The following is a 14,442-nucleotide window of genomic DNA, read 5'->3' as shown; positions in this document are numbered from 1 at the left end:
AAAATCATTCTCCGGATTGATTTTAATAGTAAACCTGTTTCAAGGTTTCCACTGCTCCATCCGGTACGCACTGTCCCAGAACATCCATTCCAGACGAGTGGACATGACGAAGGCTGCGTGCATTTTTTCAGTTTGTTGCATATTGGCCCGTTTGGCCACTCGATCGGTCAGGTCGATGGCGTTTTGAACGATCTCCTGAAACTCATCCCCTGAATACGTATCGATCCATTTTTGGTAAGGGTTGTCCTGCGCCGCGTTCTTATGGATGTGCATTCCCACTTCCCGGTAAATCCAAAAGCAGGGAAGCAAAGCCCCAAGAGTTTCTTCATAACTTGCATGGGTGGCGGTAGCAATCAGAAAATGCGTGTAAGAGAAACATCCCGGCGCCTGGCTGACATCCAGTTGAATCCCGTAGAAATCGAAATAAAATTCATGCAGACTGCGTTCGGCAACAATGGCGCCTTTGGAAAAATCGAGCAAGAGGACCAGGTCGTCTGGGTTTTGAGCGTTGGATGCCGCCAGGGCCAGCGCACGAGCAAAATCCACCAGATAAAGAGAATCCTGTTTCATATAAAACTGAAACTTCTCTTTTGCCAGGGTTCCCTCGGCCAGTTTTTGATTGAAAGGATGTTCTATAATTGATTTATAAATAGGCATGATGGCCGTCCATGCGGTTTTTGAAAAAGACATACTGCCTCCGATTATTTGTTCCAGGTCTGATAAAAATGCATGACGGGGCCTTTCCCCTTTCCCAACTTGTAGCCGGCCCCGGCTTCAAGCGCGCCGGTGAGGTAATTCTTGGCTTCCCGAACCGCGTCTTCAATAGAGTAAGAACGCGTAAGAAAAGCGGTGATCGCGGCGGAGAACGTGCAGCCGGTTCCATGAACGTTGTTTGTCTGCACCCGTTTTTGATTCAGCCAGTGAATCTTTCCACCCCGGACAAATAAACAGTCGTCGCTGGAATCTTGTAAAAGATTGCCTCCCTTCACCACCACAGCTCGAGCCCCCATTAGACACAAGTCCTTCGCCGCTTGCTCCATATCCTCGCGGTTGTCTACGGGACGACCCAAAATAGCTGTCGCCTCTGCAATATTCGGCGTGAGCACCGTTGCCATTGGAAGTAGCTCCCTTGAGAACAAGTCGATGGCGTCTTTAAGAAGCAGACGGTCACCGCTTTTAGCAAACATGACAGGGTCGACCACCAGGAGTGGAACGGGATTCTCTCGCAGGAACTCCGCCACTTTCCTAATAATGGGGGAATTGAACAGCATCCCGATTTTGACGGCATCCACGCCCACATCTTCCATGACGGTTTGGATTTGCTGAACAACAAACTCAGGAGGAATTTCTTGAATGCCACGGACCCCTAGAGTATTCTGGGCGGTCAGTGCGGTGATCACGGACATTCCGTAGCAACCCAGAGCGGAAAAAGTTTTCAGGTCCGCCTGAATTCCCGCCCCGCCGCTATTGTCCGACCCGGCAATGGTTAAGGTCCGAAAATACTCTGGTTTTTTAATTGGCTTCATTAAGGTCACAACCATCAATTTCTAAAGATCCCATGAATAAATAGATAATACGAATCATACCAGAGAAATTGACTTTATAAATATCTTGAAATAGAAGGTGGGGATAACTCTAAGGCGGGGTTTGGTAATTCTTTAAATCAGAGGGGAGTCATTCGCAAAAATATGAAATGCCTGCCTCGGCAGAAAGTTTTAGCGACTCGGGTTGAATCCATAAACCCTCTGTCATCGACTCCCTGGGCCATATCTTGCACAGGCTTGTTGTTTCTGTCCAAACTAATACTCTAGAAGCACACTCCGCTTTTCCGTAACCATATCCACTTCATCAATCGTTGTTAATCCTTGAAGAATTTTTTTGATGCCATCATAGCGGACGTTTTTAAACCCCCTATCCATGGCCAATTTTTGAATCTCCAGAATGGAAGAATTCTTGGCGATCAACTCTCGCATTTTCTCATCCAGAATAAACAGCTCATGAAGAGCAATTCGACCTTTATACCCTGTTTGATTGCATTCCCGGCACCCTCTGGCTCGATAAAAATGGACTTCTTGTTTTCCATCCCAGATAAAGTGATGTTCAATTTCTTCGGGAGTCAACGCATATTTTTCTTTACAGTGACCACATAGTTTCCGGACCAGTCTTTGCGCCATGACCCCGATAACGGAGGGCGCCACCAAAAAAGGTTCCACACCAATTTAGACGAGACGGGTCACTTCCTGAAAGGAATTATTCGTGTGCATCGTGGTCAGAACCAGATGTCCTGTCAGTGCGGCCTGAGAAGCAATTTTAGCCGTTTCAACATCTCGGACTTCTCCTAGTAAAATCACATCCGGGTCCTGGCGTAAAAATGATCGCAGGGCAGTGGCAAAATCCAACCCGATATGAGGATTCACTTGCACTTGATTGATCCCCTCCATCTTGTATTCCACAGGATCTTCAATGGTAAGAATATTAATGCCGGGTTTATTGATATGTTTTAGCATCGAAAAGAGGGTTGTGGTCTTCCCGGAACCTGTAGGACCGGTAACGAAAATAACTCCATTGGGAGTTTGCATCAATTCTTTGACCTTCTGGAGATTTTCATGTGAAAAGCCCAGTTCCTCAATATTTGGAATGGGCTGCTCTACGACATGCCCCATTATCCTAAGGACTATCTTTTCCCCGTGAATCGTGGGAATGGTGGAAAACCTGAATTCAATAGAACGATTGGCCAGGGCGAGGGAGATTCTTCCATCCTGCGGTTTTCGCCTTTCTGTAATATCCAGTTTCGCAAGAATTTTAAGCCTGGATATCAAAGGGATGTGGATTGCTTTTCCCAGGTTTAATTTAAGCTCAAGAAATCCATCAATGCGGAATCGAACCTGAACATGAGTTTCAAAGGGTTCTAAATGAATATCACTGGCACGTTCCTTGATCGCAAAAAGTAGTAAACTGCGAACAAGTTGCACGATTGCTTCGGTTCCAGCAATTTCTTTTAATTGCTCGTTGGAAATTTCCCGACCATATTCCACAAAGTCAGTAATGCCATCGCCATCAACAAGTCCTTTGGTGAGATTTTCCAGAACCCCGGCAGATTGATAGTGAATTTCTATCGCATCTTCGATTTCCTCCGGCAAAGCAAATACGGGGCTGACTTTTTTATTAATTATAGATTCAGCGTTGGCCAAGACGCTTGCGTCTCTCGGGTTCGCCGTGGCCAGGGTAACAATATCCCCAAATTGATAAATGGGGATGATTTTATTTTTCCTGGCAAATTTTTCCGGGAGTTGATGAACCACTTCGGATTGAAAAAGGGTTTTTCCAAGCTCTACAAAAGAAAATCCTATGGAATCTCCCCAAATTATTCCAAGCTCAAATTTATTCGCCGCTCCTCCACGAAACCCCTGGCAAAGACGCTTAAAAATTGCAAAGGAATCTCCTTTGTAAATTTTAGAAAGCTTAAAAACGTCCTCTTTAGTCAGCAGATCTTTTTCAAGCAATAATTCAAAGAATTTTTCGTTTTTAGTAGCTAACAATTATTTCTTCCGTTCTTCTTTTTTGCGTCGCATCATCTCCAGGATCTCTTTTTGAGATAATTTCTGCGATTTAAGCGTACCGAGGCCATTTTCTTTTTCTATTTCTGCCAACATTTTATTGAGATCAATTTTTTTGTTCATCAGCTTACCGTCCGGCGGCTTCAAATTCCTGCCATACATCCTCGACCAGCTCTTTAATTTCAGCAATGGGGTTGTCCTTGCGAATATAACTACTGGCTCCGAGTTCGAGGCATTGTTCAATGCTCCCGACATCGGTAAGAGACGTCAACATGATCACAAAGGCATCGGGCTTTATTTGTTTAATTTCCCTAAGGGCTTCAATTCCAGTTTTCATCGGCATGTTGATATCCATGAGAACGATATCCGGAGATTCCGCCTGAAACATTTCAACAGCTTCCTGACCGTTTTTGGCTTCGATAATCTCTTCAAACCCTAAAGATTTAATGACATTTTTCATCAAGGCCCTGATATGAATTTCATCATCGACAAGCAGCAATTTATGTTTATTTTTTTTCATGATTACCTCAGATTTTTAGAAATTTTAAATGAAAAGGTAGTGCCAACTTCCATTTGGCTTTCAATATCAAGAGTTCCCTGGTGAGCTTCGACCATTTTTTTAACGATGGCCAGACCCAACCCGGTACTCGACTCGCCTCCCGTTGGTTGGGCAGTTAATTTCTGAAATCCTCCAAAAAGTTTTTTCTGGTCTTCCAGAGAAATTCCCGGTCCTTCATCGCGAACGCCCACCTTCGCGCTATCGTCCACACTTTCTAATGACACATAAATATTGGACCCCGGAGAGGAATATTTAATCGCATTGGTGAGCAGATTTTCCACAACTTGCGTGATCCGGTTGGGGTCTATATTGAATTCAGGAACATCTTCCAGCGAAAGCTGAATTTTCATTTGCTTATTTTCCGCCAGGCGCTCATTGGCCCGAACCACCTTCTCGACCAATTCCTTGAGCGAACATTTTTTAAGGTTTATCGTCAAATTCCCACTTGCGATGACCGAGGTGTCGAGAAGATCATTCACCAGACTGAGCATGTACTGACTGGCGTCATGCATGGTCGCAATAAATTCCTTCACATCGCCATCGGAGAAAGTATTATTTTCATCCAGCAATAACTCGGAGAGGCCACGGATGGAGACTAAAGGATTACGCAGATCATGTGCCGCCATGCCTAAAAACCTGTTTTTCATCTCGTCCATCTCAGTGAGCTTATTCACGCTATCTTTCAACCTGGAAAGCAAACTTTCCCGCATTTCCGTCAAGGCTCTTAAATTGACTTGCGTCCGAACCCTGGAACACACCTCTTCGTGCTGAAAGGGCTTGTTGATATAGTCCACAGCTCCCATTGAAAATCCTTTAACCACATCTGCAGTTTCATTTTTTGCGGATATGAAGATGATCGCCGTGTCCCTGTTATTGACATCACTCTTGATCCTGCGGCACGTTTCGTAACCGTCGATTCCCGGCATCATGATATCCAGCAAAATCAGATCCGGTTTTAACCGGGCGGCAATTTTGACTGCGGCTTCTCCACTGGTCGCGACCGAGAGTTCATAACCTTCCGGCGCCAGCGTTTTTCGTAACACATCAATATTTGCGGGCGTGTCATCCACAATGAGAACTTTATTCCTTAATAGGCTTGTTTTTAATTCAGTCTGTTGAGTCATTTAACGCTCCATCGATAATTATTTCATCCAAAGTATTGAGCACGCCGTCGAAATCATACGATTGGACCAACCCGGATAAATGGCTTGCCAGAAGTTCCCCATCCTCACCCAATTGGCATAAATTGCGTAGCTCCTCCTCCAATTGAGTGACATTGCCTTCTTCAACCGCATCTTTAAAATTCATAACCAATTTTCCGGGAATACGGATCTTTGAAAAATCAATCGACTGGCGAGGCGCGTGATTTTCACTTTCCTTCTCACCTTCGCTCGAAACTTCATACTCAAACTCCGCTCCCAATAGTTGCGACAAACACTAAAAAATCTGTTCGACTCTAAAGGGCTTGGCGATGAAATCATGACAACCGATATCTAAATATTCTTTCCGTTGATGCTCAAAGGCAGATGCGGTGATGCTCACCATCTTGAACCTGTCCTTCCCATACCTTTTGATGATTTCCCCGACCGCCTCTTTGCCGCCCATCACCGGCATGCGCATGTCCATGAAGAGGATGTCGGGATCGAAAGAATCCAATTTATCCAGCGTTTCTTTTCCATTCTCCGCCTCCATTACTTGTACACCGATATCCTTCAGGAGCAGGGACAGAACATCCCGGTTGATTTTTTTGTCGTCCACGACCATCGCCTTGACGCTGAATCCCGGTGCCAGGCCAGTAATCTTGCGTTCACCGCGTTTGGACCGCGCTTGAACCTCCGTTGTTGCCGGAGGCAAGTCTAAAGTAAAGAAGAAACGCGAACCTCGGCCCTCCTCAGATTCAATTTTTAGCTTTCCGCCCATCATTTCTATTTGTTTCCTGGCGATCGCCAGTCCCAGGCCGGTGCCTCCTTTTTCCACACCCTCCTCAGCCTGCTGGAACGGCTCGAAGATTTTACCTTGAGCTTCCCTGGGAATCCCCTTCCCTGTATCGGTCACCGAGAATTGATAACGATCTTTCGCCTCGAATTTAACCTCTAATACGACTTCGCCCCCATCCGTAAATTTGACCGCATTCCCCAAAAGGTTGATCAATATTTGTCTCAGTTTTCCCTCATCGCCGTGTAAACTAAAAGGATTCCCGTTCAATCCCTCCAAGTGAAAATTCAGGCCCTTCTGTTCGCACCGGTAACGGAACATGACCCCGAGCCCCTGAACCAATTCGTTCAGGTCAAAGTCGCCGAGGTGCAACCCCATGTGTCCCGCCTCGATTTTGGAGATATCCAGAATATCGTTGATCAGGCTCAAAAGATGGTTGCCGCTTTTTTCGATCGTTGCAACCGCTTCCTGCTGGTTCTCCGCGAGAGTGGAATCGCGCCTCATGATCTGGGCATACCCCAGAATCGCGTTCATGGGTGTGCGAATCTCGTGGCTCATATTGGCAAGGAAAGCGCTTTTTGCCCGGTTGGCGGATTCCGCCGCTTCCTTGGCCTTGGTTGCCTCTTCTTTAGCTCGATCAGACTCCCCGACCGCCAGGATAATTTCCCGCTCTTGCTCTTTACGCTCGGTGATGTCCCGAACAATGCCGGAAAACAACCGCGTCTCGCCCACATACATTTCACTGATCCCAAGATCCAGGGGGAACGTCGACCCGTCCTTGCGCAGACCCACCACTTCCCGGCCAATGCCGATGATTTTGGAAACTCCCGTTTCCCGATAGTTCTGCAAATACTGGTCGTGCTCGGAACAATAGGGTTCCGGCATCAGCATCTTCACGTTCTGACCGGTCACCTCTTCCGGCTTATAACCGAACAAACGCTCCGCTGCGGGGTTGAAGGATTCAATAGTTCCCTTCTCATCAATCGTGATGATTCCATCCACGATATGATCCACCACCGCTTTGTTTTTCGCCTGGCTTTCGCGAAGGGCTCTTTCCGCCAGTTCTTGTCTTTTCTGGTTATGAATCGCATGAATGAGACTGGCGCTGGTATTCAGAATCGGATCCAGGTATTGCACAACTTGTTCATCGTATCCCCCCGGTCGATTGGCAATTCCCACCATGCCTATCATTTTGCCTTTGAGATAGATCGGGCAACCTAGAAAAGCCTTTAAATCGGGGTGACCTTCAGGAAGCCCTCCGGCACGAGAGTCTTTGGAGGGTTTGTTGGAAATAACGGTCTTGCCGGTCGTGAGTGCCACTCCAAAAAGCGTATTGAGGTTGTGAAACTCCAGCCCCATCGTAGCGTTGACTTCATAAAAATCCTGCCATTTTTCATTCCAGGCGATATTGGTGATCGCGTGTGTTTTGAGATAAGGTTCTCCACTTGCACTTTGCAAAACCTCCCCGATGAACCCATAGTCACTTTCCGTCAACTCGAGGATATTTTTCAGCAATCCGTCAAACAGGAGGGCCGGATTGGCCTCGGCAATAAATTGCGATTGCACATGGCTTAACGTGTTTAACAAATTATTTACAGATGCCTGATCTTGCAAAACCTGGTCGCGTTCCTGCTCAAAAATAAATTGCCTCCAACGCCAAATCAATGCCAACACTGCTGCCATAATCAAAATTGAAAATTGTATTAAAAATCCCCGTTGCTGGCTTATAATGGGCAGATAAGCTTCTTCCCGATCTATTTCGGTGGCGATGCCCATGTTCAAAACCGGCAGCCAGGTCCAGGCTCCCACCACCGTCACTCCCCGGTAATCGTTGTACCCTTCTACATTCCCCCCCGATTCCCCACGGACAGCACTGGCGGCCATTTCAGTCAGCGGTTGTTTGCCACGGGCAACTTTCGGGCGATACCCCAAGGTCATATCTCCTCCCGGATCACGAATCTCTACCTGGAGAATGGCGCCGGATTGCGTATTTAACGGAAGGAGTTCAATTTTCTTCAAATCCTCAATAAAGCGACTGTCGGAAACCATGAGTCCATTTTTATTGAAAGCATAAGTTTCGCCACTGACCCCATTTCGACTGGTGGCGAGCATGTTCGAAAATTCATTCTCAGGACGCAGGCGAAAGGCGAGCACCGCCTCGACTTTTCCCTCTTTGTTCCACACTGGGCTGGACACTAACATGGTGGGCCAATTCGAATGCCATACTCCGTTAGCGTCTGGCAGATCCATCTCACCCGTGAACGGAAGCGAGAAAACCGTCTCTCCCCTGAGGGATCGCTGGATGAAATCCGATCTCTCTATGAGCTCCTTCTGACCGGTGGGTTCGTCCAGCAACGCACCGATCTGGAGTCCGTCCTTATTCAGAACGACGAACCCCGTAAAACCAAATGCCCTGGTCAACAATCCAAGGGACTGCCTCAGGAATGCAAGCTCTTCGGATTCTCGCAACGAATCCGGAGTCCATCCTTTTACCGAGGCTTTTTGAGCCAGCGATAAGATGTTGCGGCGGATCTCTGAATTTTGTGCCTGAGTTTTTACTGTCCTTTTTTTATCATCCATCCAGATCATCAGCGCCTCGGTATTTGCAGTGAGCACATCCCTAAGCCTTACCGATAAATTGGTTTTCATCTGCTCTACGAAAGCTTTATGGGTGAACCAATCCACAGTCAGCAAGGACAGTAAAAAAACCAAAGAAAAAATGATTTGGCATTTAAAACCAAATCGGCTTTTTTTAAGGCTGGGGGGTTTTGTATTTGCGTTCACTCAGACAGTTCCTCACTAAGAACGAAATTGAGAAAAAAAGGGGGAAAGCTGGCCACCCGCTGACACCCAATATCCTAAAAAACAAGGATGAAACTTTGCCTATTTTTTTTACGATTACATTAAATGTTAAAGCAGATACCACAGAAATGCAATTGTTTACGGATATATAATTCGTATATCAGATATTATTTCAATGAGGATGAAACTGGCGAGAACTGCAAATCCATTCAAAAATGGGGTCGTGCGCTAAAATCATATAAACATAATTTTTTCAGATAGTTATCCGAACACTCACATATTGTGCAGCTTTAGATTGAGTCTGACATACTATTTTATAACCCAATGAGCTCTGACGGTAGGAAGATAATCTTTTCAGAAATTTTATGGTATAGCGAATTCCAGGGAGCCATGAAAGACAAATAGCTATGAACCCTTAATGGAAGGACATATTCGTGCTGTGATTGACAGCGTGATTCCGAAATGGCAAAATCTCGCTTCAATCGGAGCAATCATTTTAGGGCATCTCTAAAAATTAGTTTATTACAGGAAATCGAACACTGTACAAGGATTTCTTATATTGGTGGCGACCTATCCTTAAATTTAAGGGCAGGTCGCCTGTTCCACTAAAACAAAGCCATCTCCTTAAGTTGACGATTAGGAGCATTTAGTCAATTTTTAGAGATACCCTTTAGTTCATAGGTGATTTGCTTAAAGACAAACTCTGAAGAGTTCAAATGGACGCGACCCATGCCAGAGTTTCGAGTTGAGAAAACCAGCTTACGTGGCTCTCCGGAAAAACCCTGCGACGAAGCGGTTTTGAAAGAAACCCTGGAAATGACCGACGAAGGCTCTTTAAAGCTCCGTGAAGTTTGGGTGATTCATGTAGATTTGATGGATGAACTGATCACCTTCCGGGACAAATATGGTGAATTGATCCTTGACCAGGACCCTTCCTTCCCCCAAATCCCGGACTGTATAGAAATATACGATGACTGGCGGGAAACAAAACGCGAACCCGGCTCTCCACCGGATTGATGGAACCCGTTTTCAGAATGACCTAATTGCATTCTGACTCAGACGCTCTATTTTTGGGCTCTCAGGTGGGATGGGGCTCAATCCCCATTAACTTAAGATAGTAAGGGGACGATTCATTAGGTGTCAAAGTTCTTGCCGGACCGCTTCGGGCCATTTTTCCGTTTCCAGCCCGTTTTGCGCGAGAAATCCCCAGGTCAGCCGTTCAATGCCGAATCCGGCGCATCCGGTGGCGGCAGAATTCCCGCCCTCTGAAATCTCAAAGGGTTTGCTGTAGTGGTTGGCATGGTAATTAAACGATGCGGCGGCCAGGGAAGTTCCTGAGGCGGGGAGCGCAATTCTTAACTCCCATTTCACGGGTATATTTTTCGATGACGCAAACTCAGAACCGGAAGCAGACAAGGGATCATCCGCAGGCTCCACCCACGCGCGCAACCCAATGCTTTTCATCCATCCAGTGGCCAGAGTTTCAATTTCTCTCAGCGAATCCCGCACGAATACCGGGGTTCCCATATACACGGATTCCCGCATGATGAACTCCCACAACCGATCCGGAGAAAATTGCTCCGTCCCTTCATAGCGGTAGCACCGACCCTGAGTGGTGATGGTGACCGGACGGTCTTTGGGGATGGTACTGTTTCTGAAATGCGGGTAGCAGTGCAGACAGACCGCAGGTTTGCCCAGGTGCTCTGACGATTCCGACTGAACGCCGGGAGGCGACGAAGTGAACCATGTAAAACCGGAGCCTTGACGGTTCGTGTAATCCGGGTATTCCATTAAATTCCGCGGAATCAGGTTAGGATAAACAAATTCCTGCGGTTTCTGCTTCAGGGTCATCCGGTAACATTCCCGTTCAAAATATTTGAAGGTTTTGAGGAACAGGTTTCCCATGCCGTATTGCCCAGGGCCAAAGGAGATCAAGTGTCCGGCGTTCAACAGTTCGGGAAGGATGTCGTGGTTACAGGAACAGGGGGCGGCGCGATTGTCAAAGACGGTGCGTGTCTGAAGATGATTCAAGAATTCCACATCCGATGTTTCCTGTTGGCCTAGCAAAGTTCGGGCAATCGCCTCGATGCGGGCGGAGCTGTTTTCTTCCCTGCAGGTATAACGGATTTCAGATCTGGAGTCGGAAACGATTTCCAGGTTCAGAACCTGATCGCATAAATACGGGAGGTAAAAACGAAGCTGTTCAAGCGCTTCGGGATCGGCTGGAAGACTAAGGGTCACGGATTTTTCAATCATAAGCGCAGTTGGAGCGAGTCACTTTTGTATTTTTTAAGTCGTCAAATGTATTTGGAGCAAAGTTGGAATATAGCAAGCTATACGTTTGGGTTATAGTCCTTCCATAAATACTTTTCAAGTTCAAGTTAAGCGACCTTATTTCTTTCGATAGCCAAGACCCTGGGCGCTACCTGAACCGGTTGACCTAGAAGACTCGGTTGACAGAGTGAGTCTAAAATGACAAAATCCATATAAATTCAAATTGATATCTAATAGAATCTTTTCGGAAAATTTCCGTTGAACAGGACTTATGCCAGAGTTTCGAGTTGAGAGAACAAGCTTACGCGGATCTCCCAAAAAGCCTTGCGACGAAGCGGTTTTAAAGATAACACAGGAGATGACCATCGAGAGTTCGCTAAAAGCTTGTGAGGTTTGGGTTATCAACATAAATTTGCTGGATGAACTGATCACCTTCCGGGACAAATATGGTGAATTGATCCTTGACCAGGACCCTTCCTTCCCCCAAATCCCGGACTGTATAGAAATATACGATGACTGGCGGGAAACAAAACTTGAACCCGGTTGTTAGCCGGAGGGAAGGCAATCAGTCTGACTCTATCTCTTCCTCAGCTTTCCTTTTGATACCCTGCCTTTTGTAAACTTTGACAGAGTCCTTAACTTTCTCGTGATACCTTTTGGATTGGATTTGTTGCGCAGCTACTTCTGCCTCCAGTTCAGCTTTGGTTTTTAATTGTTTTTTATTTTTTTTCATGAGGTCTGATTGTCCGCTTCATTATTAATAATGATTATTGAAGCCGTATTCATACTTTTAAAAGTAGCCATGCACAAATTGAAAAAATTATTTCTTTTGTGTCATGTCCACTTTGCCGTCGAAGTTTCTATCGAGTTCCACCCTGGCCAACTTCCCGGAAGAATTAAAATGCTCCCAACGGTCGGCCTTGCCATCTTGATTGGTGTCGTACTCGACCCTGGTCAGGTTTTTGGATGGATCTAAATATTGCCACTGGTCGGGTTTTCCGTCGCCTGTGGTATCAAACGCCGAATGCTCCAGAATATCCCCGGAGGAAAATACACTCCACTGATCCACCTTGCCATTATCTGTGGTGTCCCTTTCCACCTTAATTAATTTTTCCTGTTCGTCGTAAAACTGCCAGGTATCCAATTTATTATTCTGATCCTGATCGATTTCCACTTTGACCAGCTTCTCATTGGTTCCATAAATTTCCGTCCAGTCGAACAAATCGTTAAACTTGCTGGATTTCTCTACTCGAATCAATTTTCCTTGATCAGAATAAATCTGGTGATGATCCATTTTCCCGTCGCTGTTTCGGTCAAACTCCACCCGAATCACCTTCTTATTTTTCCCATAAAAATCGACTTGATCTACTTTGCCATCTGCGTTGGAATCGTGCTCAATTTTTTCAACAATTCCATTCTCTGAAACATGCTGCCATTGATCAATTTTTCCGTCAAAATCGGAATCGATTTCGTTGACTTCGGCCCAGCCTGGGGAAGCAACCACCAGGAAATTGCAAACAACTAAACCAGAAATGAGTTTTTTTAATTTTGAACTTACTCTTTTATCTTTTGACATTTTGAAATCCTGAAGTTGGGTGTTGAAATTTTATCAAAGCTCTAATCATTCATTCAATTTGAATCTGAATGGCAAAATAATATCTAGAAAAGGCTTGTCTATTTCATCTGGAAAACCCGAAAACGGAGCCGCCCGCTTCACCGCTTCGATAGCTTCTTCATTCAAGACGCGGTAGTTGGTTTTAGATACCAATTGGATATTTTTCACGTTCCCATTTTGCATCACCGTAAATTGCACGGTCACTTTACCCTCTTGCCCCGATTTGCGTGCGGATTCTGGATATTTCTTGGCGGATGCTATCAAAGCTTGCAATGTCCCCAGATAACCATCTAAAACCCTCGGGTCGACAATCTCTGGCACAGGACGTGGGCTGGAAAAAGTTACCGCCGCGACTAATTCTCCCTTTTGAACGAATTCCGCCCTCCTGTTGCTTCCAATGGTACTGCTTGATGACGGAGCGACGCTTAAGACCTTCGCCGAAGGAAGCGTTGATACGGTACGGGTTTTTGCCTCATAAAATGTAGTGGCCCTATCAGGTGTTGTCACCGATTCGAATTCGGGAGCAGAAGGACGTATCACCGCTTGTGTAGAGGAGATGGAGCGGGATGAGAAACCTCTTTTAAATTCCACAGCCCTATTTTGATCCGCTCTCTCGGAGGAAAAACTGGCTACCGAAATAGATCTGGATTGTAGCCCAGAAGGATCAAAGCCGGCAGCGCTCGCATGAAAACTTGTTTCTTTCCCGGAAACTTTAGAAAAAATGCGAACGTTTTTCACCGGTCTTGGCAACGGTGAAATATCTGCCGACTTTGCTATTCCTGTCGCTGATCGTTGAACCTTTGAGGCGATACTTTCTCCAGCAAATAATTTTTCAATCGTACGCGGTCTTGGGACCACCGTATTTGCAGAAATATCGGCCTTGGCCATTTGGAACGATTTTTGTGAGAGATTAGCTTTGATTTCCTCAACCATTTTTGGTTTCGCTGGAACCATGCGGGACACAGGCTGCAGTGCAATCTCCTTTTTTCTGATTTTTTGCGCCGAGTATGCAGGGTGAGGCTGCGTTATTTTTATGGGAGTGATCTGTTTCGAATCATTTATTTTCTTTTCCTTGACCGCAACCTTTTGAATCGGATCAGGCTTCTTTGACACCATTTCAATTTTAAATTTTTTAAGGGGTGGTGGAGGTGGCACGTTTCCTGAGGCTAGGAGGGTTCCGTATATCGAGACCAAAATAATATGCAGAAAAAATGATCCTGCTATTGCATACCCTATGGGAGTTTTAAAAGAAAAAAACATTTTCATTTTATTTTCCTGTCAAATTTACAAATTGGTCGGTTCGGTGGCGAGGATGAAGTCCGTCGCACCTGCCTGCCTTGCAATGTCAATGATCTCGCCAAACAATGCGAACTCAATTTTCTTATCACCTTCAATGACCACCACCTTGTTTTCATGCCCCGTCAATTTTTCACTCAATAAATTCTTTAAATTTTCCTTTTGGATTTCCTGTCGATCCAATTGCAGTTTGTGATCGTAGCTGACGCTGACAACAATATTTTCCGTCTCGTTTTTTTTAGAAGTTTCCGCATCAGGCAAATCGATGGCGTCGCCCTGTTTGATGGCGGTCGAGGTCAACAGAAAGAAAATCAATAAAAGAAAAACAATATTGATCATGGGAGCCAGATCGAGCGTGAAAAATTCCTTGTCCTTTGTATCTTTTCGCAACTTAATCATGTTTT

Annotated in this window: 16 protein-coding genes; 2 read left to right on the top strand and 14 right to left on the bottom strand. The window is 45.7% G+C overall.

Annotation, left to right across the window (positions count from 1 at the left end):
- Nucleotides 1–39 precede the first annotated feature (39 nt).
- The 9 genes from tenA to O3C58_00115 form a co-directional block, all read right to left on the bottom strand.
- Nucleotides 40–690 carry a thiaminase II gene (tenA, locus tag O3C58_00155; GenBank protein ID MDA0690277.1) on the bottom strand — a complete coding sequence of 217 codons (651 nt, stop codon included), beginning with the start codon at nucleotides 688–690 and terminating at the stop codon, nucleotides 40–42.
- 11 nt (nucleotides 691–701) lie between these two features.
- Entirely contained in the window at nucleotides 702–1,526 is an 825-nt protein-coding gene (gene thiD, locus O3C58_00150) for a bifunctional hydroxymethylpyrimidine kinase/phosphomethylpyrimidine kinase (GenBank protein MDA0690276.1), read from the bottom strand.
- Between the two features lie 273 nt (nucleotides 1,527–1,799).
- Nucleotides 1,800–2,198: a hypothetical protein gene (locus tag O3C58_00145; protein MDA0690275.1), complete on the bottom strand. Its 399-nt coding sequence runs from the start codon at nucleotides 2,196–2,198 to the stop codon at nucleotides 1,800–1,802.
- Between the two features lie 21 nt (nucleotides 2,199–2,219).
- On the bottom strand, nucleotides 2,220–3,539 hold the full coding sequence (locus O3C58_00140) for a GspE/PulE family protein (protein MDA0690274.1): 1,320 nt from the start codon (nucleotides 3,537–3,539) through the stop codon (nucleotides 2,220–2,222).
- Complete coding sequence (locus tag O3C58_00135) at nucleotides 3,540–3,680, bottom strand: hypothetical protein (protein MDA0690273.1); 141 nt, start codon at nucleotides 3,678–3,680, stop codon at nucleotides 3,540–3,542.
- 4 nt (nucleotides 3,681–3,684) lie between these two features.
- Nucleotides 3,685–4,077, bottom strand: a complete 393-nt coding sequence (locus O3C58_00130) for a response regulator transcription factor (protein ID MDA0690272.1) — start codon at nucleotides 4,075–4,077, stop codon at nucleotides 3,685–3,687.
- A gap of 2 nt (nucleotides 4,078–4,079) precedes the next feature.
- The gene (locus tag O3C58_00125; protein MDA0690271.1) at nucleotides 4,080–5,240 is read right to left on the bottom strand and encodes a hybrid sensor histidine kinase/response regulator; all 1,161 of its coding nucleotides are present in this window, start codon (nucleotides 5,238–5,240) and stop codon (nucleotides 4,080–4,082) included.
- Nucleotides 5,224–5,550, bottom strand: a complete 327-nt coding sequence (locus O3C58_00120) for a hypothetical protein (protein MDA0690270.1) — start codon at nucleotides 5,548–5,550, stop codon at nucleotides 5,224–5,226. The genes O3C58_00125 and O3C58_00120 overlap by 17 nt, the downstream gene beginning before the upstream one ends.
- 3 nt (nucleotides 5,551–5,553) lie before the next feature.
- Nucleotides 5,554–8,763: a PAS domain S-box protein gene (locus tag O3C58_00115; GenBank protein ID MDA0690269.1), complete on the bottom strand. Its 3,210-nt coding sequence runs from the start codon at nucleotides 8,761–8,763 to the stop codon at nucleotides 5,554–5,556.
- Between the two features lie 819 nt (nucleotides 8,764–9,582).
- On the opposite strand from O3C58_00115, the gene O3C58_00110 reads away from it, so the two are divergent.
- Entirely contained in the window at nucleotides 9,583–9,870 is a 288-nt protein-coding gene (locus tag O3C58_00110) for a hypothetical protein (GenBank protein ID MDA0690268.1), read from the top strand.
- Between the two features lie 123 nt (nucleotides 9,871–9,993).
- Here O3C58_00110 and O3C58_00105 read toward each other — a convergent pair whose 3' ends face one another.
- The gene (locus tag O3C58_00105) at nucleotides 9,994–11,109 is read right to left on the bottom strand and encodes a hypothetical protein (GenBank protein ID MDA0690267.1); all 1,116 of its coding nucleotides are present in this window, start codon (nucleotides 11,107–11,109) and stop codon (nucleotides 9,994–9,996) included.
- 289 nt (nucleotides 11,110–11,398) lie between these two features.
- Here O3C58_00105 and O3C58_00100 point away from each other — a divergent pair, with 289 nt between their 5' ends.
- The gene (locus O3C58_00100) at nucleotides 11,399–11,677 is read left to right on the top strand and encodes a hypothetical protein (protein ID MDA0690266.1); all 279 of its coding nucleotides are present in this window, start codon (nucleotides 11,399–11,401) and stop codon (nucleotides 11,675–11,677) included.
- Nucleotides 11,678–11,692: 15 nt separating this feature from the next.
- Here the strand turns inward: O3C58_00100 and O3C58_00095 are convergent, their stop codons facing one another.
- The 4 genes from O3C58_00095 to O3C58_00080 form a co-directional block, all read right to left on the bottom strand.
- Nucleotides 11,693–11,860 (bottom strand): hypothetical protein, encoded by a 168-nt coding sequence (locus O3C58_00095; protein MDA0690265.1) that lies wholly within the window; start codon nucleotides 11,858–11,860, stop codon nucleotides 11,693–11,695.
- 87 nt (nucleotides 11,861–11,947) lie between these two features.
- On the bottom strand, nucleotides 11,948–12,703 hold the full coding sequence (locus O3C58_00090) for a hypothetical protein (protein ID MDA0690264.1): 756 nt from the start codon (nucleotides 12,701–12,703) through the stop codon (nucleotides 11,948–11,950).
- 45 nt (nucleotides 12,704–12,748) lie between these two features.
- A complete protein-coding gene (locus tag O3C58_00085) occupies nucleotides 12,749–14,008 on the bottom strand; it encodes an energy transducer TonB (protein ID MDA0690263.1) in 1,260 nt (419 codons plus the stop codon).
- Between the two features lie 18 nt (nucleotides 14,009–14,026).
- Nucleotides 14,027–14,437: a biopolymer transporter ExbD gene (locus tag O3C58_00080; GenBank protein ID MDA0690262.1), complete on the bottom strand. Its 411-nt coding sequence runs from the start codon at nucleotides 14,435–14,437 to the stop codon at nucleotides 14,027–14,029.
- Nucleotides 14,438–14,442: the final 5 nt, after the last annotated feature.

The organism is Nitrospinota bacterium (assembly GCA_027619975.1).
Classification (GTDB): Bacteria; Nitrospinota; Nitrospinia; order Nitrospinales; family VA-1; genus JADFGI01.
Note: the sequence above shows the minus strand (reverse complement) of the source record. Positions and strands in the feature narration are given on the sequence as shown.